The organism is Paenibacillus sp. FSL H8-0048 (genome assembly GCF_038002825.1).
In the GTDB taxonomy this organism is placed as follows: Bacteria; Bacillota; Bacilli; order Paenibacillales; family Paenibacillaceae; genus Paenibacillus_AQ.
The window spans coordinates 5,492,420-5,512,749 of the sequence record NZ_JBBODF010000001.1 but is presented as its reverse complement, the minus strand read 5'-3'; the positions used below and the strand labels follow the sequence as shown (position 1 = coordinate 5,512,749).

At 51.5% G+C, this 20,330-nt stretch carries 16 protein-coding genes; 4 read left to right on the top strand and 12 right to left on the bottom strand.

Going from position 1 to position 20,330, the window contains the following annotated elements:
* Positions 1-63: 63 nt before the first annotated feature.
* Complete coding sequence (locus tag NSU18_RS23840) at positions 64-1,263, top strand: oxalate decarboxylase family bicupin (RefSeq protein ID WP_341150216.1); 1,200 nt, start codon at positions 64-66, stop codon at positions 1,261-1,263.
* Positions 1,264-1,438: 175 nt separating this feature from the next.
* On the opposite strand, the gene NSU18_RS23835 is transcribed toward NSU18_RS23840, so the two are convergent.
* Entirely contained in the window at positions 1,439-2,728 is a 1,290-nt protein-coding gene (locus NSU18_RS23835) for an arsenic transporter (RefSeq protein ID WP_341150215.1), read from the bottom strand.
* Positions 2,729-3,661: 933 nt separating this feature from the next.
* Between NSU18_RS23835 and NSU18_RS23830 the strand changes: the two genes are divergently transcribed.
* Complete coding sequence (locus NSU18_RS23830) at positions 3,662-4,711, top strand: LLM class flavin-dependent oxidoreductase (protein ID WP_341016495.1); 1,050 nt, start codon at positions 3,662-3,664, stop codon at positions 4,709-4,711.
* A gap of 123 nt (positions 4,712-4,834) precedes the next feature.
* Here the strand turns inward: NSU18_RS23830 and NSU18_RS23825 are convergent, their stop codons facing one another.
* The 4 genes from NSU18_RS23825 to NSU18_RS23810 form a co-directional block, all read right to left on the bottom strand.
* Entirely contained in the window at positions 4,835-5,323 is a 489-nt protein-coding gene (locus NSU18_RS23825; protein ID WP_341150214.1) for a cysteine hydrolase family protein, read from the bottom strand.
* 150 nt (positions 5,324-5,473) lie between these two features.
* Positions 5,474-6,328, bottom strand: coding sequence for a carbohydrate ABC transporter permease (locus tag NSU18_RS23820; protein ID WP_341016493.1), 855 nt, complete (start codon positions 6,326-6,328; stop codon positions 5,474-5,476).
* The gene (locus NSU18_RS23815) at positions 6,318-7,301 is read right to left on the bottom strand and encodes a carbohydrate ABC transporter permease (protein WP_341016492.1); all 984 of its coding nucleotides are present in this window, start codon (positions 7,299-7,301) and stop codon (positions 6,318-6,320) included. Before NSU18_RS23815 ends, NSU18_RS23820 begins: the two co-directional genes overlap by 11 nt.
* 62 nt (positions 7,302-7,363) lie before the next feature.
* Positions 7,364-8,782, bottom strand: coding sequence for an ABC transporter substrate-binding protein (locus NSU18_RS23810; RefSeq protein WP_341016491.1), 1,419 nt, complete (start codon positions 8,780-8,782; stop codon positions 7,364-7,366).
* A gap of 337 nt (positions 8,783-9,119) precedes the next feature.
* Here NSU18_RS23810 and NSU18_RS23805 point away from each other — a divergent pair, with 337 nt between their 5' ends.
* Entirely contained in the window at positions 9,120-11,774 is a 2,655-nt protein-coding gene (locus tag NSU18_RS23805) for a cation-translocating P-type ATPase (protein ID WP_341150213.1), read from the top strand.
* A gap of 82 nt (positions 11,775-11,856) precedes the next feature.
* On the opposite strand, the gene NSU18_RS23800 is transcribed toward NSU18_RS23805, so the two are convergent.
* From NSU18_RS23800 to NSU18_RS23785, 4 genes are all read right to left on the bottom strand, one after another.
* Positions 11,857-13,683: an APC family permease gene (locus NSU18_RS23800; protein ID WP_341150212.1), complete on the bottom strand. Its 1,827-nt coding sequence runs from the start codon at positions 13,681-13,683 to the stop codon at positions 11,857-11,859.
* 256 nt (positions 13,684-13,939) lie between these two features.
* Positions 13,940-14,881: a metal-dependent hydrolase gene (locus NSU18_RS23795; protein ID WP_341150211.1), complete on the bottom strand. Its 942-nt coding sequence runs from the start codon at positions 14,879-14,881 to the stop codon at positions 13,940-13,942.
* A gap of 117 nt (positions 14,882-14,998) precedes the next feature.
* Complete coding sequence (locus NSU18_RS23790; protein ID WP_341016486.1) at positions 14,999-15,547, bottom strand: O-acetyl-ADP-ribose deacetylase; 549 nt, start codon at positions 15,545-15,547, stop codon at positions 14,999-15,001.
* Between the two features lie 106 nt (positions 15,548-15,653).
* Positions 15,654-16,400, bottom strand: coding sequence for an SAM-dependent methyltransferase (locus NSU18_RS23785; RefSeq protein ID WP_341150210.1), 747 nt, complete (start codon positions 16,398-16,400; stop codon positions 15,654-15,656).
* Between the two features lie 329 nt (positions 16,401-16,729).
* Between NSU18_RS23785 and NSU18_RS23780 the strand changes: the two genes are divergently transcribed.
* On the top strand, positions 16,730-18,121 hold the full coding sequence (locus tag NSU18_RS23780) for a hypothetical protein (RefSeq protein WP_341150209.1): 1,392 nt from the start codon (positions 16,730-16,732) through the stop codon (positions 18,119-18,121).
* Between the two features lie 11 nt (positions 18,122-18,132).
* Here the strand turns inward: NSU18_RS23780 and NSU18_RS23775 are convergent, their stop codons facing one another.
* The 3 genes from NSU18_RS23775 to NSU18_RS23765 all read right to left on the bottom strand — a co-directional run bounded on the left by NSU18_RS23775 (position 18,133) and on the right by NSU18_RS23765 (position 20,301).
* The gene (locus tag NSU18_RS23775) at positions 18,133-18,381 is read right to left on the bottom strand and encodes a hypothetical protein (protein WP_341016481.1); all 249 of its coding nucleotides are present in this window, start codon (positions 18,379-18,381) and stop codon (positions 18,133-18,135) included.
* Between the two features lie 41 nt (positions 18,382-18,422).
* Entirely contained in the window at positions 18,423-19,538 is a 1,116-nt protein-coding gene (locus NSU18_RS23770; RefSeq protein WP_341150208.1) for a WG repeat-containing protein, read from the bottom strand.
* A 394-nt stretch (positions 19,539-19,932) separates the two neighbouring features.
* Positions 19,933-20,301 carry a VOC family protein gene (locus NSU18_RS23765; RefSeq protein WP_341150207.1) on the bottom strand — a complete coding sequence of 123 codons (369 nt, stop codon included), beginning with the start codon at positions 20,299-20,301 and terminating at the stop codon, positions 19,933-19,935.
* Between the last annotated feature and the right edge of the window lie 29 nt (positions 20,302-20,330).

Below are 20,330 nucleotides of genomic sequence, written 5' to 3'. Positions count from 1 at the left end.
ATATTATCACATTTGCGCATATATTTTCTTGAAATGCTGTGCGTTCCAGAAAGGAGCAATGTGATGAATCCTGAGCATCCCCGTTCTCCAGGCCAGCCCGTCATTCCCCAGCCCATCCGCAGTGACGGTGCAGGCAATGTCGACCTGGGTCCACGTGACATCATGCGCGACCGGGAGAATCCCGATATGTTCGTTCCTCCAGTCACAGACAACGGGCTGATCCCGAATCTGAAGTTCTCGTTCTCCGACGCCCATATGCAGCTGAATCATGGCGGCTGGTCCCGTGAGGTGACGGTCAGGGAGCTGCCGGTGGCCACTACCCTTGCAGGCGTGAATATGAGCCTGACGCCGGGCGGTGTACGTGAGCTGCACTGGCATCAGCAGGCAGAATGGTCCTACATGTTACTTGGCAGCGCAAGGATTACAGCCGTGGACCAGAATGGCCGCAACTTCATTGCCGATGTCGGTCCCGGCGATCTGTGGTATTTCCCTCCAGGCATCCCGCATTCCATTCAGGGTCTGGCTGAGGGATGTGAATTCCTGCTTGTGTTCGACGATGGAGGCTTCTCGGACCTGAACACCCTGTCAATCTCCGACTGGTTCGCCCATACGCCGCGTGAAGTCCTGTCCGCGAACTTCGGTGTACCTGAATCTGCATTCGCCTATCTTCCCAAGAAGCAGGTGTACATCTATCAGGATCAGGTGCCCGGCCCGATTGCAAGCCAGCGGGTCGAATCGCCCTACGGGGAGATTCCGCTGAGCTTCAAGCACCGGCTGATGGCCCAGCCGCCGCTTAAGACCCCGGGAGGCAGTGTGCGGATTGTCGACTCCAGCAATTTCCTCATCTCCCGGAATATCGCCGCAGCACTGGTAGAGATTGAGCCCGGGGCGATGCGGGAGCTGCACTGGCACCCGAATAATGATGAGTGGCAGTATTACCTCAGCGGGCAAGGACGAATGACCGTCTTCGGAGGCAACGGCGATGCCCGCACCTTCAATGTCAGGGCCGGGGATGTCGGCTATGTGCCTTTTGCGCAGGGGCATTATGTTCAGAATACCGGCACCGAGACGCTCTGGTTCCTGGAGATGTTCCGCAGTGACCGGTTCGCCGACGTCTCCCTCAACCAGTGGATGGCGCTCACGCCACAGCAGCTGGTCAGCAGCAATCTGCATGCCGGGCCGGAGCTGTTGAACGCCCTGCGCAAGGTGAAATGGCCTGTGGTGAAGTACCCGGAGCAGGAACAGGAGAAGACCAAGGAATGATAGGCTTAGATTTCACAATAGCCCCACAAAGTGTGGCTTTAGCTTCGATGATATTCAGGTAATTTGCGGGGACCCCAATCAAAAAAGAGCGGTCAGACTAAGGTCTGCACCGCTCCTTGTATATTATGAATGGTACACGGGATCGTGGCCCCCAGTTCGCTTACCAGATCCCTGATCAGAGCCACCTCAGCTCCAGATATAGACCCAGCAATGTGATGAACAGTGTGGGAACCGTGAGGATAATCCCTATTTTGAAATAGGTGCCCCAGGAGATCTTCACACCCTTGCCGGACAGCACATGCAGCCACAGCAGGGTGGCCAGTGAACCGATCGGTGTAATTTTCGGCCCCAGATCCGAACCGATAACATTGGCGTAGATCAGAGCCTCCTTCACCAGGCCCGCGGCATGTGCGGTATCAATGGCCAGCGCCCCGATCAGCACCGTCGGCAGATTATTCATCACCGAGGAGAGCAGCGCGGCCAGGAAGCCCATGCCCATCGTGGCTGCGAACAGCCCGTGCTTCGCAATCCCGCCGATCATCTCTGCAAGCACATCCGTCAGTCCCGCATTACGCAGGCCATACACCACCACGTACATACCAATAGAGAAGAAAACAATCGCCCAAGGTGCCCCCTTGACCACTTCCATCGTCTTCACGTAAGGACTTCTGCGGGCCATCAGCAGGAAGCAGATGGCGATTACTCCCGCTACCACGGATACTGGAATGTCCAGGAATTCACTGACGAAATATCCGGCTACCAGAAGCGCGAGTACGAACCAGGAGAGCCGGAACATCCGCTGGTCCTTGATGGCGTCCCCCGGACGCTTCATTCCGGCCGTGTCATATGATTTCGGAATGCTGCGGCGGAAGTATAGATATAAGACCAGGATACTCGCCCCCAGCGAGAACAGGGTCGGCAGCCACATATGTCCTGCATACTGCATGAAGGTGATGCCGAAGAAATCGGCGGATACAATATTAACCAGATTACTGACGGTCAGCGGCAGCGAGGTGGTATCAGCAATGAAGCCGCTGGCAATAATGAAAGGAAAGACCTTGCGCTCGTCGAGATTCAGCGCCCGGACCATCGCCAGCACGATCGGTGTCAGAATCAGCGCTGCCCCGTCATTGGCGAACAGCATCGCCACGACTGCACCCAGTACAATCACATAGATGAACATCAGCGTGCCGTTGCCGCGTGCCGCCGCCGCCATATGCAGTGCCGCCCACTCGAAGAAGCCGACACGATCAAGAATTAAAGAAATTAGAATAATCGCTACGAAGGCAAGCGTCGCATTCCAGACAATCAGCGTCACATCACGGACATCGCCGAAGCTGACCACTCCTGCTGCAAGCGCGAGAATCGCCCCGCCGCAGGCGGACCAGCCAATCGATAAATTCCGCGGCTGCCAGATCACAAAAACCAAAGTCACAACAAAAATCAGGCAGGCTATCACAACCATAATTCAGCCCCCCATTTGATCTGCAGCATTCCCCGATGCACTCCTTACAGTAGATATAAATATAAGCCAATTTATATATACTAAAGCAGCCTTATCCGAAGTACAAGCTAAAAATTGCTGGAAGGTTCACCTGCGTTACGCAAGGCTGGTTAGAGGCATTGCCGCTCCGCCCGGCAGACGTCTGCTGCAATAATATTTATATGCTTAAGTGCTAAGTGTATGTATGAATACATAGGCTGGATTATGGGGAACGAAGCAGCTTCTTGGAGAGGAGATGCAGGTCCGTAAAGAGCCATCCTTGTTACGGGATTGGAGGTTCGGACTACCATGAGTACAGACCAGCTCATCGCACTGCTCGTTCTCGTTATTATGATTGTACAGCTTGCCGTCAAGAAGGATAAATCCTGAATCCTGAAGACAGCAGGCCGCCAAAGAGGCCGGGGCAACCCGGTCTCTTTGGCGTGGAGAAGTGTAGACCCTCGCCCCCTCGTACCTGGCAAAATGCCCATTGTAATCGGTTTTTCGATTACATTTCGCCTACACGCCGCGTCCGGTCCCATTGTAATCGGTTTTTCGATTACATTTCACCTTCGCGCCGCGTCCGGTCCCATTGTAATCGGTTTTTCGATTACATTTCACCTTCGCGCCGCGTCCGGTCCCATTGTAATCGGTTTTTCGATTACAATCGCCTACACGCCGCGTCCGGTTCAATTGTAATCGGTTTTTCGATTACATCCGCACACGTCCCCACGTACTTGTCCAGTGTGTTCGGTTTTTCGCATACATCGGCGCGTCCTGCTAATCACGGAGTCTTCCGTATATACTAATAAAAATCATCCATTTCACTTACTAAAGTTGAGAAACATTAAAAAGTATAGTAGAATGATGACATGAAGAAAGGGGCGGATCATTATGGCCGAGGATAAGAAAATTATGGAAATTGGGATAAGTACGTTTTTGGAGACTACACCGGACCCGGTGACAGGGCAGACGATCAGTCATGCAGAACGGCTGCGGGAAGCTGTCGAGGAGATCGTGCTCGCTGATCAGGTGGGCCTGGACGTATATGGAATAGGCGAGCATCACCGTAAGGATTATGCAGGAAGTGCCCCGGCTGTAATCCTCGCCGCAGCGGCAGCGACAACCAAGCGGATTAGACTGACCAGTGCGGTCAGCGTCTTATCTTCGGATGACCCGGTGCGGGTTTACCAGGATTTCGCTACGCTGGACGGCCTCTCGAACGGCAGGGCAGAGATTATGGCCGGACGCGGTTCGTTCACTGAGTCCTTCCCGCTGTTCGGTTACAGTCTGGAGGATTACGATGAATTGTTCGAGGAGAATCTGGAGCTGCTGCTGGCGATCCGCGCCTCCGAGAAGGTCACCTGGCGCGGCGGGCATCGTCCTGCAATTCACAATCTGCCGGTCTATCCCCGTGCTGTTCAGGACCCGCTTCCGGTCTGGGTCGCCAGCGGCGGCAATCCCGAATCTGCCGTGCGGGCCGGAACACTGGGTCTGCCCATTGCCTTCGCCATTATTGGCGGAATGCCGGAGCGGTTCGCTCCGCTGGTGAACCTGTACAAGGAAGCAGCAGCACGCGCCGGGCATAATCCGGACAAGCTGCAGATTGCCACACACTCCCATGGCTTCGTAGGTGAAACTAACGAACAGGCCGCGGCCTTGTTCTACCCTTCCACCCAGGCCCAGATGAATGTCATCGGACGCGAACGCGGATGGGGCGGAACCTACAACCGCGCAGCCTTCGACGATGCCCGCAGCTTACGCGGCGCCCTCTATGTCGGTGACGCAGAGTATGTCGCCGAGAAGATCATTCTGCTGCGTAAGAATCTCGGCGTGACCCGGTTCTTCCTGCATGTGAATGTAGGCTACATGCCGCACCGTGAGGTCCTGCGCGCCATCGAGCTGCTGGGCACCAAGGTGGCCCCTATCGTGCATGCAGAGTTAGCCCGTGCTGAGGGGAAATAACTGCACGCAAGCACAGCACAGCATACCCAAAACACCTCAAGGCCCATTCGGCGCCGGAGGTGTTTTTTGGTGACGTCATCTGAAGCTCCCTATCTTCTCAATCGTCCGGCGTTCCTTCTCCAGCTAAGATTGAACCAGGGCCTGAATCACAGGATACGAAATCAGATTCCGGTCTCTGTACGCCGCCGTGATTACATCCTTGTGCGAGCTTAGAATCCCATTCTGCAACAGCACCGCCTTAATTCCCCTCTCGGCAGCACCGTTATAGGTGAACAGTACGCAATGCTCGGCGGCATAGCCGGAGAGGATCAGCAGATCGATGCCCTGCTCCCGCACAAGCTCCTCCAGATCCGTCTTCCAAAAGGCATTCGAGTATTCCTTCTTCACATTGAAATCCGTCTCCTGAACCTCAACGCCGGGGATAATCGCGAACTTCGCTTCCTCAGACGGCTGCATGCCCTCAATATCCTGAATATGAATAACGGCATGTCCCTTGGCGCGCAGCAGTCCCGAGACAAAATTGATATACTCGCAGGCGCGGTCAATTTCCTTCTGCTCTACCCCGCTTACATGGACCTCTTGCAGGTCGATAATTAACAATCCGATTTTCACTGCTGCTTCCCCCCTATCCGTTGATCCTTCCACCTTACCTGATGCCGGATGTTCATTCAACCCGCCGCACACAAAAAACTGCAGTAGAATGTTCCACCGGAATGGACCTTCTCTGCAGTATGGTTTGTCTTCACAGCTATCCTGATCCGGTTATTCTTTGACTCCGCCCAGTGCTACACCTGCGATAATATAACGGGACAGCAGGAAGTAGACTACGAACAGCGGCAATGCCGTCAGCGCCAGCCCCATGTAAATCGAGCCGAAGGAGGTCTTGTATATATCCCCCCGGAGCAAGCTGACCATGATCGGCATCGTGTACTTCTCCTTCTGAGTAAGGAGGATTAACGGCATGAACAAGTTGTTCCAGTTGCCCACGAAGGCGAAGATGGCCTGCGTTGCGACTGCCGGAACCATCAGCGGCAAGATGATGCGGTTAAAGGTTTTAAACTCACCGGACCCGTCCACGCGTGCTGCTTCCACAATCTCAATCGACAGTGTGGCCAGCAGATACTGGCGCATAAAGAACACTACAGCCGGCGCGGCAATTGCAGGAAGAATCAGTGGAAGGAAGCTGTTCGTCCAATGAATTTTATACATAAACTGATAGAAACCAATGGCACTTGCCTGAGAGGGAATCATCATTACACACAAAATAAAGGTAAAGAATGCCCCGCGCAGCTTCCAGCTATAAGTCACCAGACCATACGCCGCAAGGGATGAGAAATAGACAGTCAGGAGAGTGGCTGAAGCCGAAATAATAAATGAATTCATGAACCCCTGAATCGGATCGAAGCTCTTTTCGAGCAGCACCCGCAGGTTGTCCATCATATGCGTTGAAGGCAATAGCGAGAGACCTGCTTGAATTTGTGCCGAAGAGCGGGTGGCGTTAACAAACATGATCCAAAACGGTAAAATGCTGAGCAACGCCAGGCTGATACAAACGATATAAATAATCGTTTTATTGATCGTCCGGGTGACATTTCCGCCTTTTTGATTATTGTCCATGTGCTACGCCCCCCTTTTGGCTGCTCTTGGTGGATTTCCGGTGCATTTTTTCGATTTTTTTAAGTCTGGCCGCGTCACGGTCACGCATTAGATAGAACACAAATGCGGACAATATCCCCGAAATCAGGAACATAATCATACTCGCAGCAGCTGCACGGTTGTACAAATAGCTTCCTTTAAAGGCTTGCCCATAAATGAACATGGAGGTGGTAAGCGTAGAGTCATCCGGTCCGCCTGCAAGGAAGAGCTGCGGAATATCAAACATAGTCAAGCCACCGACCATCGATGTAATCAGCGTGAATAACATAATGGTACGTAAACTTGGCAGCGTGATCCGGAAGAACGTCTGAACTCCGTTTGCACCGTCAATTGCCGCAGACTCGAAGAGCGCAGGATTGATCCCCATAACACCTGCGATAAGGATGATCATGGTGTTTCCGTACCACATCCAGAACTGGATGAATGCCACAATGCCCCGCGCTACCGTCTTATCCTGAAGGAAATAGATTGGAGCGTCGGACCAGCCCATCATTTGAAAAAAGCTGTTTACCGGACCCATCGGATAGCCAAACAGAGTGCTGAACAGCAAGGCGATGGTACCTGCAGTAATAACATTTGGCATGTAGAGCAGAACCTTGAAAAAGCCCTGTCCCCTAATTTTAAGACGCTGGTTAGTGAACCATGCAGTGAGTAAGAGCGCAAGAAGGATCTGAGGAACGAAGTTAAGGAACCAGAGCAATCCGGTGTTAATCAGTGATTTCCGGAAAGAGGCATTACTAAAAAGCAAATCTTTGAAATTCTGAAAAGGATTATCCAAAATATGTATTGGTTTTGGTATTAATCCCTGCAAATCCGTGAACCCGATGAATGCGGTGTATAAAATAGGATAGAGTGAGAAAATCAGAAATGCCAAAACAAACGGAAACGTAAAAATATAGCCAAATTTAGAGTAGTTCACACCTTTGCGGCGCATGCTCTCACCCCTTTAGTTGATATGAAGGGGCGGGATGACTCCCCCGCCCCTTCGTTTAATTTTTATTCGCTATCAATATTAAGTTGGTCTTTGACTTGCTGTTTGAAGGTTTCGATTGCTTTATCACGGGTCTTATTGCCTGCCGTATATTCGCGTACTTGATCACGCCAGAGCTTGTTGATCGTTTCGTCGAATGCAGTCAAGTTCTTACCGGAAGCGTTGGCATTCGCCGGAACAAAGATATCGAAGATGTTCTGTCCGCCAACGAGTTCCAAGTCACCCTTGGACTTGTCCATGACAACGGAGGAAGCAACGCTGTCCTTCGCGCCTTGCTCGCCATCTTTCAACGTTCCGTTAGCCCAGTAGTACTGGAGTCCGGTTTCAGTGGTATCGAGCGTTACCCACTTGATAAAGTCTGCAACCGCCTTTTTCTTGGCTTCGTCCTTGACTACGTCTTTGTTAGCGAGCAACCAAGTGCCTCCCCAGAAGAATCCTGTTGGGGATTCAGTAACTGCCCAGTCACCCTTTGTATCTTTGGCATGTTCGCTTAATGTATAGTTAATGAGCCAAGCCGGACCGAAGAATCCGAAGACTGGTTTTTCGCCAGTGCCGTTCATATCAGCGAACCAGGCTTCTTGCCAATCTGTCGTATCGTTGTAGTAGTTATTGTCTTTAAGCTTCTTAGAGAGATCAAGGAATTCTTCACGCTTCGGATCGATATGCAGCTTGCCATCGACAATCCAGCCTTTATCCGAGCTGTTTTCGATCGCGTGCCAGATATCGCCGTCACCGGAAACTGCAGCATACCCTTTAGCTTTCAGCTTCTCTGCTGCACTGAAGAATTTATCCCAGCCTGGACCCACCTCATCCTTAATCTTAGCCGGGTCATCTGTTCCAAATACATCTTTGGCAAGCGAGCGGCGATAGATAAAGGCTCCGCCTGTGGCCTGATATCCGAGACCTTTCAGCTGTCCGTCAGTGCTGCTGCCAATATCTACAGAGTACTGGGCAATGCCTGCATCCTTAACCATTTGATCAGTAAGGCCCAGGTCCGCATAGTTGGCTGCAAAAGTGGATGCATCACCTTGTGTATATTTGAGTACGAATGCGCCTTCAGTAGCATAAATATCAGGTGCATCTTTGCCGCCGGCAGCTAGAGCCTGGTCAAGCGCAGGCTGATATGCGCCGTCTGTAGTTGCAACAATCGTAGTTTTGAACTCTACATTTGCCTCGGGATGGATTTCCAAATACTTCTTAGTCATGTTCGGAATTTCATCGGTGAAGCTCCACAGATTGATCGTTACCTTCTCACCGCTACCTGCATCAGGAGCTTTGGTTGCCTCTGCCGCATTCGATGCCGGAGCCGTTGTTGCAGCTGCGCCGGACGAGCTATTACCTGAGTTCCCGCCGCAGCCTGCCAGAGCAGATGACATTACGAGTACTGTTGAGAGCCCCGCTAAAACACGCTTCATACTTTTCATACTTTGCCTCCCCTTTTATATTCATCCTCGGTTTTATGTAACCGCCTTCATATTATAGTGCCTGTCCCTCTCCGGCATAAGGAACCCTCATTGGGAAAAATACCACTTTTTATGGGTTTTGCTCTAAAAGTACAAAAAAAGACGCCTGGGCATGGCCCTTAGCGTCTCTGGTTCCGCAACACTATAACTATTTTCTTTGATTTTATACAAAAGCCGCCCTTTGGGGTATAAGTAATTAGCCGCCCGGGCTGAAAATCTTGAAACTTGTCATACTATATAACGTAAATTTGGACCATACAGACTAAAGAATAACTAACGGGAGAGGAGCTTGTACCTGATGGAATATTACCGCCGCCATATATCAGACACCCTGGAAGAAGTCGGCAGTTCCGCAAGCGGGCTTACGTCTGCTGAAGCAGAGAACCGGCTGGCCAAGGAAGGCTACAATGAGTTGAAGGGCAAAGCGAAGGACCCGCTATGGAAGCTGTTTCTGGAGAATTTCAAAGATCCTATGGTCATTGTGCTGCTCATCGCGGCTACCGTTCAGATCGTAATGGGACATATTATGGAATCCGTCATCATCTTCGTGGTGCTGATTCTGAATGCTGTAATTAGTGTGGTGCAGACCCGGAAGGCGGAGAGCTCACTGGACGCCCTGCGTAAAATGTCCGCACCCGAAGCCAAGGTCATGCGTGACGGGGCCTTACTGTCGATTCCGGCAAGGGAGCTTGTCCGGGGAGACATCGTCTTCCTGGAGGCTGGTGATTATGTGCCTGCGGATGGACGGATTATTGAATCCGGGAGTCTGCGGATTGATGAGGGCATGCTGACGGGCGAATCCGAAGCCGTGGAAAAGCATACTGACCCGATCCCGCAGGAGGCTCCGCTGGGTGACCGGCGCAACATGGCCTTCAGCGGCTCACTGGTCGTCTATGGACGGGGAACTCTGGTGATTACAGGAACGGCACTCGGCACCGAGCTCGGAAAGATCGCCGGGCTGATCGAGAGTGCCGAAGCCAAACAGACGCCCCTGCAGCGCAAGCTGGAGAGCTTCGGCAAAAAGCTGGGAATTGCCGTCCTGCTGCTGTCTGTACTAATCTTCTCCATTCAGGCCGCACGCGTCTGGCTCTCGAATGACACGGTGGACACCACCGAAGCCATCCTGAATGCCCTGATGTTCGCTGTTGCAGTAGCCGTCGCCGCTATCCCCGAGGCGTTGTCTTCTATCGTAACCATTGTACTCTCCGTGGGCACGAACAAAATGGCCCGTCAGCATGCAATTATCCGTAAACTGCCTGCTGTAGAGGCACTGGGATCAACGAGCGTCATCTGTACGGACAAGACCGGGACGCTGACCCAGAATAAAATGACGGTTGTCGATTATTTCCTCCCCGGAGGGCCGAAGGAGCAGTTCAAGCTGAAGGCCGATGACTGGTCGGAAGAAGCCCGCAAGCTGCTGCATATCGCCGTACTCTGTAACGACTCCAATATTAATGAAGAAGGCAAGGAACTGGGCGACCCGACCGAGGTAGCACTGATTGCCTTCAGTAATAACAAGGACAGGGATTACCGCGAGATCCGCGATAACTTCCCGCGCGAGGCCGAGCTGCCGTTCGATTCGGAACGCAAGCTAATGACCACATTGCATACGTTCGAAGGTCAGAAAGCCCTGCTTACGAAAGGCGGTCCGGATGTTCTGTTCAGCAGATGCTCCCATGTCCTGCTGGAGGGCCAGGAGGTTCCGCTGTCAGAGGAGGTCCTGGAATACTTCAATGAAGCGAATGAACAGTTCTCCAGCAGAGCGCTGCGCGTGCTTGCTTATGCCTATAAGAACGTGCCGGACACGGTGACTGAGGTGGGCCTTGACGATGAGCATGACATGGTGCTGGTCGGCCTGTCGGCGATGATTGACCCGCCGCGCGAGGCCGTATATGGCTCTATTGCTGAGTCGAACAAAGCAGGTATCCGTACGATTATGATCACCGGGGACCATAAAACCACCGCCCAGGCCATAGGCCGCGACATCGGGCTGATGGCGGAGCATGAGATCGCAGTGACCGGCCAGGAGCTGGACGCCATGTCCGACGAAGAGCTGGACAGCAGATTGGAGCAGATCGGCGTCTACGCCCGCGTCTCCCCGGAGAACAAGATCCGGATCGTCCGGGCCTGGCAGCGCAAGGGTAAAATCACCGCCATGACCGGTGACGGTGTCAATGATGCCCCGGCACTGAAGCAGGCCGATATCGGAGTTGCGATGGGCAGCGGAACCGATGTTGCCAAGGATTCGGCGGCTATGATCCTCACCGATGATAACTTCGTGTCGATTGTCAATGCAGTGGCCGTTGGCCGGACAGTGTTCGATAACATTAAGAAGGCGATCGCCTATCTGTTCGCCGGCAATCTGGGGGCGATTATCGCCATCCTGTTCGCCCTGATCTTCGACTGGATCAATCCGTTCACGGCGATTCAGCTGTTGTTCATTAACCTGGCGAATGACTCCCTCCCGGCGATTGCACTGGGCATGGAAAAGGCCGAGCCGGATGTAATGAGCCGCAAGCCGCGGGACATCAGCGAAGGCATCTTCGCAGGCGGGATGATGCAGGCAGTGATCACCCGTGGTCTGCTGATCGGGATCGCCGTAATTACCTCCCAGTATATCGGGCTGCAGCATTCGGATGAAATGGGGATTGCGATGGCCTTCACCACACTGATTCTGGCGCGCACCCTGCAGACCTTTGCTGCCCGCTCCAATAGCCAGACCTCAGTGGAAGCTGGATTCTTCAGCAACAAATATGTAATCGGCGCGGTCATGATCTGCTTCGCCTTCTACGGCATTGCGGTCCTGCCAGGTGTCAGAGAGATCTTCTCGATCCCTGCCACGTTCGGAATGAACCACTGGCTGACCGCCACCGGACTCGCCCTAGGCGCAGTCATTGTGATGGAGCTGGCGAAGCTGGTCCGCCGTCTGCTGCCTGCGAAGCAGGCTGCTTAAGCTAGGCTAACTTAACGAACCTTAATAACAGCAAGAAGCCTGCACGCCCGGTATAGAGGGGTGCAGGCTTTTTTATAATCCATCACTTCTTTAAATGATAAGGCACTGTAGTGACAATCACATCACTGCGGAACAGCAGACGGGCGCGTATCAGCAGACTCGATTGATTATGAAGGATATTATGCCAGCCTTTCTTCGGAATGAACTGTGGAATAATTACCGTTACTCTATGATTCAGCTCTGCAGCCTTCCAATTCACTTTATCAATAAACTTGGTCAATGGCTGTACGATGCTTCTATAAGGAGTATATAGGGTTACTAACCTTACGTCCGGCTGCCACTTTCTCCACTTCTCCTCGAACACCGCTTCATCTTCCCGCTCGAAGGGCACGTAGACGGCTATAATCTGCTGCGGAGACAGCGACTTGGCATATTCCAGGGAGTTCATTACGACATGAGTGATTCCGGCAACCGGCACGATAATCACATTGCCTTCAATCTTGATCGTTTCCTCACAGGTCGTAATTCTAAGCTGGTCCGCAATGGCCTCATAATGCTTATGAATCCGGTGGAACACCAGGAGCAGAATCGGCAGGAAGACAAATACCGGCCATACCTGAGTAAACTTGGTCATGAAGAACATCATCGTCACCACGAAGCTGATTAGAGCGCCAACCGTGTTAATGATGAACTTTTGCACCCAGCCTGCTGGCTTTTCCCGGAGCCATTTCACCATCATCCCGCTCTGCGACAACGTAAAGGGAATGAACACACCTACAGCATATAAAGGAATCAGCTGCTCTGTTTTCCCCTCAAAGACATAAATCAGAAGCATGGACAGAACACCCAATATGATAATGCCGTTGGAGTAGCCCAGCCGGTCCCCCCGCATAGTAAACATTCGCGGAATGAATTTATCCTTGGCAAGGTTCACAGCCAGTAGTGGAAAGGCGGAATAACCGGTATTGGCAGCCAGTATCAAGATTAATGCAGTCGTTCCTTGGATAAAATAGTACATCGCATTCCGGCCAAAGGTTTGCTCGGCAATTTGCGACACCACAGTGACGTCAGCGCGGGGTGCAATCCCGTAATAATAAGCTAACACCACAATGCCTGAGAACATGACAGCCAGTAACACGCCCATGGCGATTAAGGTTTTGGAGGCGTTGGACGCTTCCGGGCTTTTGAAATTCGGTATGGCATTGGAGATCGCTTCAACCCCCGTTAACGCAGAGCTCCCGGAAGAAAATGCGCGCAATAATAGAAATAGGCTTATTCCCGCTACAGGAGTACCCAGCGAGGTATGCAGCTCTGCCGGAACGTTACCTGACAAGATGTTGTACAGACCTGTACCAATAAGGATGAATAAGGCCAGGACGAATAAATAGACCGGATAAGCGAGGACGGAGGCAGATTCCGTTACTCCTCTTAGGTTCAAAATCGTGATCAGCAGCACAAAAGCAATGGCAATCACCACTTTATGCTCATGCAGGCTTGGAAACGCTGAGGTGATGGCATCCGTCCCCGCCGATATGCTTACAGCAACCGTTAGAATATAGTCAACCAGCAGCGAACCGCCGGCAATTAACCCCGGATACTTGCCCAGGTTCTCCTTGGACACCACATAGGCGCCCCCGCCGTGGGAATAAGCAAAAATAATCTGCCGGTAGGACAGAATGAGCGCGGTCAGCAGGATCAGCACACCCAGCGCAATCGGGATCGAATACCAGAAGGCGGCGGCCCCAACCGTAACCAGAACAATCAGTATCTGCTCCGGCCCGTAGGCCACGGATGACAGCGCATCAGAAGACAGTATAGCCAGTGCTTTCTTTTTATTTAACTTTTGCTCTCCGAGCTCACTGGACTTTAAGGGTCTGCCAATTAAAAACCGTTTTAAAAATGAAATCACTCAGTTTCACCACTCGCTTGTTATTTGTAGGACACAACAAAAACACCACAGAAGACTATTCTGTGGTGTTCAACATATCATGTCCGGCATTAATATAGCGTTAAGGAATATGCAAGAACATTAAGATTGCATTAAGATATTGGAGCTGGCTGGTCGACCCATAGCCTCTGCTTGTTCACCTTCTGGTGTATCCCAATCCAGTTTTTGAATAAGTGCTTGAGTATCTTCCACGCGCTGCCTCCTACTTTGCAATAGTCTATTTCCTCTGTTCTTCTGCCCACGCTCCATCCTTATAGATGAAATAACGGGAATTTCCCTCCTGGTCGCGTGCAACAATCTCTCCGGTAAGCCCTTGTCTGCTCTCCTCCAGCACTTCCAATGAAGCTTCATCTTCAGCAGAGGGCATCCGGTACACGTACTCCAGCCCGTCTTTTCCCGAATTGCTGCGTACAACGTCACCCTTCGCGGCAAAGATCAGATTAACCTCCAACCGGATGCCGCCGCCCGGGACAGGCAATATTCCAAGGATTCTGCGCTGGGAGTCGATGACGTCAAACCCCATTTTCCAAAAATCCGTAAGCCCTTGAACCTGATAATCCCCAAGCGGATGCACCTGTACGGCGGCCTCTGGAGTTAGCGTGAATTTACGCGGAAGCCCTTGCTCCAGCTGCATCAGCATGGCAAGCTTAAGGCCGAGGTACAGGACAATACACACAGCACAGGCTACATTGAGCACCCGTCTCCTGCCCAACGGCACCGGAAGCACAAAACTCATAACACCCACCAACATAGGCACCCACACCGTAGGATCACCGAGGTAGATTAATGGCAGGGTGTAAGCTTCGCTGGACAGAGGATACACCAAATGCACCCCATGTCCCAGAGAGTCTACCAGAATATGCCCCAGCACACTCCCCGCCAGACATAGATATAACTGAATGTACGAATATTTCTTGAGTAGCAGCTTGAATAAGAACACGATTGGTACCATGACCAGCCCCATGACGACAATGGAATGCGACCAAGGAGACACATACCTGTTCCCCAAGAGATCCGGCACAATTCCCAGGAATGAGGCCAGTCCGAGCAGAACCACTTTTTCCTTAAAAGATATCGCCTTGCGCATAAGCACAATCGATACAACAAAACTGCCTGTAAGCAGATGTGTCATCACATGCATTGCCAGTATAACCGTCACCTGTAGCCCTCCACTTGCTGCTCTGAACAGCCAGACGTTCCCCACTACCCAGAGCCTGTTATATCATTAACAAATGAAATAGGGATAAGGTTCATTTACGTTAATGTTTTGGCCTCACTATGCTCCGTACTTCTTGAATTCATTCTTATAGATTTCCAAGTTATTTTCATCAAAGCATACAAATATAACCCTCTTAATGTTTGTTTCATTCTTCGATAAATACCCGGACACTTCCTCAACCGCGATGGAACACGCCGGGTCTTTCGGGTATCTGTAGATGCCAGTGCTTATATTAGGAAAAGCAATGCTTGCCACTTCCTTTCCTTCAGCCTGTGTTAATGCATTCCTGTAACAATTTCTCAGCTTATCCTCCTCCTGATTCCCTCCGCCATTCCACACGGGGCCAACGGTATGAATGACATAACGGCTTGGCAAGTTCCCTGCTGTGGTGACTACCGCTTCTCCAACCTCACAACCACCTTGCTGATTCCGGATCTTCATACATTCTTCTAAAATAGCTTTTCCCCCGACTCTATGGATTGCGCCATCTACACCACCCCCACCCAGCAAGCTGGTATTAGCTGCGTTCACTATCGCTTCCGCCTCAATCTTGGTTATATCACCTTGGACCAACTGAATCCTAGAGTTCTTCACAGTAAGTTCCATAATTACCCTCCTGGTATTTAGTTTATCTCTTCCCATTATATACACCAAATAGCGGTACCCTGGCCCCTTAAGACCGGCTACCGCTCCTTATTCAACACACTACTGTCTACTTACGCCGGGCGACCATCATAATCTCCATGCTGCCAAGCTGTAAGGGATGCTTCCCGAATTGTCCTGGGCTACAGCCATATGCAGCCTCTACAGCGAAGCCTTCACTATCCAGAAGCATCTGTAATTCCCGGAAGGTAAAAGCGGTGGTATAGATCAATACCTCTTTGGATTCACCCTCGGGACTATGAATCTCTTCTTTATCGATCACGGTGCAGGAATACGGATCAAATAACGACTCATCCTGTATACGCCGGGCTAAGTTAAACGCATTAATTACCGTAAGAACAAATAGAGCACCCGGCTTCAGCGCCCGATGAACTCCTCTAAGGACCTTCCGGTGATTCTCTTCACTGCCCGCCAGTCCAAAAGCCCCTTCACACAGACAAATCGCACCATCGAACTCCTGATCAAACATTAGCTCGCGGGCATCCGCCGCCAGAAATGTTGCCTCTAACTCTTCCTTCGCAGCTTCCCGGTTCGCGTGTCTGATAAATTCCGCAGAAATATCCACGCCCACTGTTCTCACTCCGCGCCGGGCCAATTCCAGACTATGCCGCCCCGGACCACAGCCAATATCCAGAATGCGAGTACCCTGCCGCAGATTCATTAACTTCATTAAAAAGTCTGCTTCCTGCATCGTTCCCTGGGCGAAACCATATTTCAAATACTGCTCCCGCATGAAATCTCCGATGGCTTCATAATAATCCCCATTGTACTCAAAGCCTGCTTGCGTATTCTTCAAAAGCTATCCCTCCGTATCTGTTGTGCCTACACGGAAGTGAATTGGCGTGAGCGCTTAACCCCTTCCGTGTCCCGAATGACAACGTTCAGCTTGTCAGCGCTTCTATTCATAGGTTCACTCGCTTTCCTTATTATGTAACTTCAGGGTAGACATTCGTAGCCGGGAAGTCAAAAGAAAGAACCGTTTTACTCATTCTATACGGTTAACCTAACTTAGCCCTCGCACCCGCATCTGCAACTTCTGCACAGCAACCGCGTCCATAACAATATGGTAAATCTATCTATTCTCTGAAAACAATAGGACAATTAAACACCACAGGAGGTTAATATATGCGCTATATGACAGCAATTGTACTAGCGGCGGCTCTGCTCACAGGATGTCAGGCGGCGGACAAGAAAGCTGTGGACAACTCTTCCTCAGCACCATCCACAGCTTCCCCAACGATCGGATCACCCACAGCTACATCAACTACACCTTCCGCTTCAGCATCTTCAAGCATGGAGGAACCGCTACTTTATATTGAGCAATTGAAATCTATCGGCGGAGGCGGACAACTGATACAGGTGAAGTCGAACAGCGATATCGACCAGAAGTCACTGGAGCAAGCACTGAAAAACAGTCTACAGACCAGTGATCCCGAGACAGAGTTCCGGTATACGCTGGAATGGGAGTCCCCGCGGTTTCTGCAAATCATTCTGCATCTGGATGAAAGCAGCGCCTGGTCCGGGACGTTCAATCTGGATGAAGCCGTTACCGCAGACGGGCGTAAGTATGCCAGTACGGAGCAGCCATACCGTAACTCGGTTGTGGTCAGAACTCAGGCCGGCGAGGGCAGTCTGCTGTTCCAGGGCATCACCTCCGGCATCCGGCGCGTAGTACCTGCCTGGAACACGGGCTGGATTAAGTCCATTCAGACCCCGAAATCGGTGGCCCCCTCCTATCTGTTCTACGGGCAGGAGAAGCATCATCTGGTTCACGCCCTGACTGGCGAGGCGCTGGAGATTCCGGCTTTTCCCGAGGAGAAGGAGGCCTACGGTAATGACTATGGTTACCAAGAGATGTACTCTGACCGCTTCTACGGGGACTTCACTTATATGATCTCAGGCAATAAGACGCTGTACCGGGTGGACCTGAAGGACTTCACCCGTATGAAGCTTCATGTGTTCGACAAGCCGGTCTACGGAATGTCCTCCTCGGCTGACGGTAAGCGTATCGCTGTACTTACCGCACATGACGAGTTCATCGGTCCCGGGGCAGACTTGACAGTGCTAGATCAGAAGGGGAAAATACTGCATTCGCGGGAGAACGCCGTCTTCCTCTCCCACAGTGACGGCTTCCTGTTCGTGTATCCGCTGGCTTGGGCGGATGATTCGTATCTGATTCTTCCCGCAGACAGAGGTGAGAATAACCCTCTCGGCCAAATCCGATACAATACCGGAAGCGGAGATTCTTCGGTGATGCAGGATCAGCGGATCACGGTCCAGGTACAACAGGATATCTCGGAGCATGAGCGGCAGCAGCGAGATGACTTCCTGTTCGCCGAACTCCACTGGTCACCGGACAACAGATTTGCAGCCTTCAAATCCGGCACAGGTGCCATACAGGTCTACGACACACAGGAGCGGACCTTTAGCTTCGTGGCCGCAGGCACACTGCTGGACTGGATGCCGGATGGAACGCTGGCCTGGGCGGATGCCGGGGATCATGTGTATACCTTTTAACTATACTTCTCCTATTTTGTTTTCTTTGGAAAACCGTATACGAATAGGATCACACCAATTAACGTAAGAACTGGAACAAAGATATTATCGAAGAAGCCTGCGATAGGCGTTTCTGGCTGGAAATTCAACAAGTTAGCTTCGTATAACGCAGAATATTCATGACTTCGCGCGATCATAGTCCCTACACGTTCGATCGTGTAGATTAACCCGGCAGCAATCAAAAAAGCCGCACCTAGTTTTCGGTATAAGTTGTTGCCCATGAAATATTGTTGCCTCCTCTACTCTTAGTCGATTGATGTAGTTAAGGCTTCACCACGCCGGCCGGAAGCCCGGAAGCCGGTGGCCAGACGATGGTTCCGCTGCGGTTCATGTACCCTCTGATTTCCTCGCGTGTATCTGGAACGAGCAGGGTGATTTCCGCCAACTCGCCATTGAACGAATCGGCCCAATAGAGTTGCGGCTTGACCACGAAGCGGCCGGAGGTATTAATGTAGCCGTACCTCTGCCCCGGGCTGACTGGAGCCAGACCGCCCTTGAACAAACCTCCGGCCGTATATCCCTGGATGACTTTGACACCCTTCTTATTAATATAGAAAGTGACTCCATTGCGCTCAACGAATGCCAGTCCTTCCGAGAACGGCTGCGCCATGCTGAACTGCGGCTTGATCAGGTAATTGCCTTTTTTGTCGATGTAGCCGTATTTGCCATTCACAGACACGACTGCTGCCCCATCGGAGAACGGTGTGGCGTAATCATACCGTGGGGTTATGCGAAGCTTGCCGGTGGTGTCGATGTAGCCGTATTTGCCGCCAACGGCAAGCGTAACAGCTGCCATGCCTTCGGAGAAATCAGACGTAAAGCTGTACCGGTACGGAACGATAAGCTCGCCCTTCGTGTTGATGTACCCTGAGGCTTTGCCCAAATTAACCCGGGCCAGACCTTCGGAGAAATTAAAAGCCCGGACGTAGCTTGGCTGTATAGCCACCTTGCCTTGACTGTCGATATACCCGTACCGGGTCGCCGTAGCCCCGCCAGCGAGTTGAATCTTCGCTGTATACAGCGCACGGTCATTATACAGAATGCCGGCATCTCTCAGCTTGTATTCAAACAGCTTGGTGCCCTCCGAACTGAAATAGTATTGCTTTTTAGCCGCGTGGTCCTCGACATATACTGTCCCTCCGGGCACTCCTGAATACCCGTATCCGTCGTATACCGCTTCGATAACAACCTTACCTTTTCCGTTAATGAAGCCGTATTTCCTGTTCACTTCAACCGGATACAATTGATCGGCGGTCTTGGCCTGTACAGCCCCAGCACCGGCGGCCTGGACCTTGGCCTGCGATTGCGATGGACCCGCTACACTTGCACTGAACACCATCGTCGTCATTAGAAATGTTAAAGCCAGCTTTTTGAACAATTGCGGTTCACACTCCTTTGAGACTATTTTCCATTCTTTATGTATAGACGGCGGTTGTACCCGTTTTGTTGTGCATGTTTTGGAAGAAAGATAAAGAACACTTGCCAAAAAATAGGACTGCCCTTTGCGGATGCAGCGTATCTCCTTCAGGTTGAACTTTTCTCAGGAAAAATCCACTCCAAATACTTGGAATGGATGCAATGCAATATAGAAGGAGTAGGGTGCCAGCCAGATGAAAGCAACACAATCGTCCATTTTTCATCATCTGGTTTCTCTTAGAAAATAGAATTCAATCAAACAAAAACTCCCCATACAGCAACAGGCTTTATTATCTCACCTGTCTACCATATGGGGAGTCAATCAGTACAGAAACACTGTGTTCTTGTGGTGCGAATCAGCCTTTACTGTGAAGAGTAATCAAGTATCCGTCCGGATCGGCGAAGGTAAAGGTACGTCCGAAGGGACCGTCGATGGGTACAGATGTAATTTTCACGCCCGCTGCTGCGAGTTTATCGTGAATATCTTGCGTATCCGGAGCATAGAGCCATAACGCAACACCAAGTCCAGGCTGAGTTCCCTTACTAAGTTCGACTCCCGGCATGAGGTCACGAAGTGCAAATGCAATAGGCTTGGTCTCAAAAACCACCGCATGAGGCGGGCCCGCCTGTGAACGGACGAGTCCAAGATAGTGTTGATAAAATTCAGCCGAGCCTTCAAGATCGCTGACCTGAAGTGAGATGAAATCGGGTCCAATGACTGACATAATATAGCCTCCTAATATTCGCGTTTGTA

Coding starts and splice junctions, on each gene's coding strand:
- NSU18_RS23805 (WP_341150213.1), top strand. CDS start 9,120: ATGGAATATTACCGCCGCCATATATCAGACACCCTGGAAGAAGTCGGC.
- NSU18_RS23790 (WP_341016486.1), bottom strand. CDS start 15,547: ATGGAACTTACTGTGAAGAACTCTAGGATTCAGTTGGTCCAAGGTGAT.
- NSU18_RS23810 (WP_341016491.1), bottom strand. CDS start 8,782: ATGAAAAGTATGAAGCGTGTTTTAGCGGGGCTCTCAACAGTACTCGTA.
- NSU18_RS23840 (WP_341150216.1), top strand. CDS start 64: ATGAATCCTGAGCATCCCCGTTCTCCAGGCCAGCCCGTCATTCCCCAG.
- NSU18_RS23820 (WP_341016493.1), bottom strand. CDS start 6,328: ATGGACAATAATCAAAAAGGCGGAAATGTCACCCGGACGATCAATAAA.
- NSU18_RS23775 (WP_341016481.1), bottom strand. CDS start 18,381: ATGGGCAACAACTTATACCGAAAACTAGGTGCGGCTTTTTTGATTGCT.
- NSU18_RS23835 (WP_341150215.1), bottom strand. CDS start 2,728: ATGGTTGTGATAGCCTGCCTGATTTTTGTTGTGACTTTGGTTTTTGTG.
- NSU18_RS23830 (WP_341016495.1), top strand. CDS start 3,662: ATGGAAATTGGGATAAGTACGTTTTTGGAGACTACACCGGACCCGGTG.
- NSU18_RS23780 (WP_341150209.1), top strand. CDS start 16,730: ATGCGCTATATGACAGCAATTGTACTAGCGGCGGCTCTGCTCACAGGA.
- NSU18_RS23815 (WP_341016492.1), bottom strand. CDS start 7,301: ATGCGCCGCAAAGGTGTGAACTACTCTAAATTTGGCTATATTTTTACG.
- NSU18_RS23765 (WP_341150207.1), bottom strand. CDS start 20,301: ATGTCAGTCATTGGACCCGATTTCATCTCACTTCAGGTCAGCGATCTT.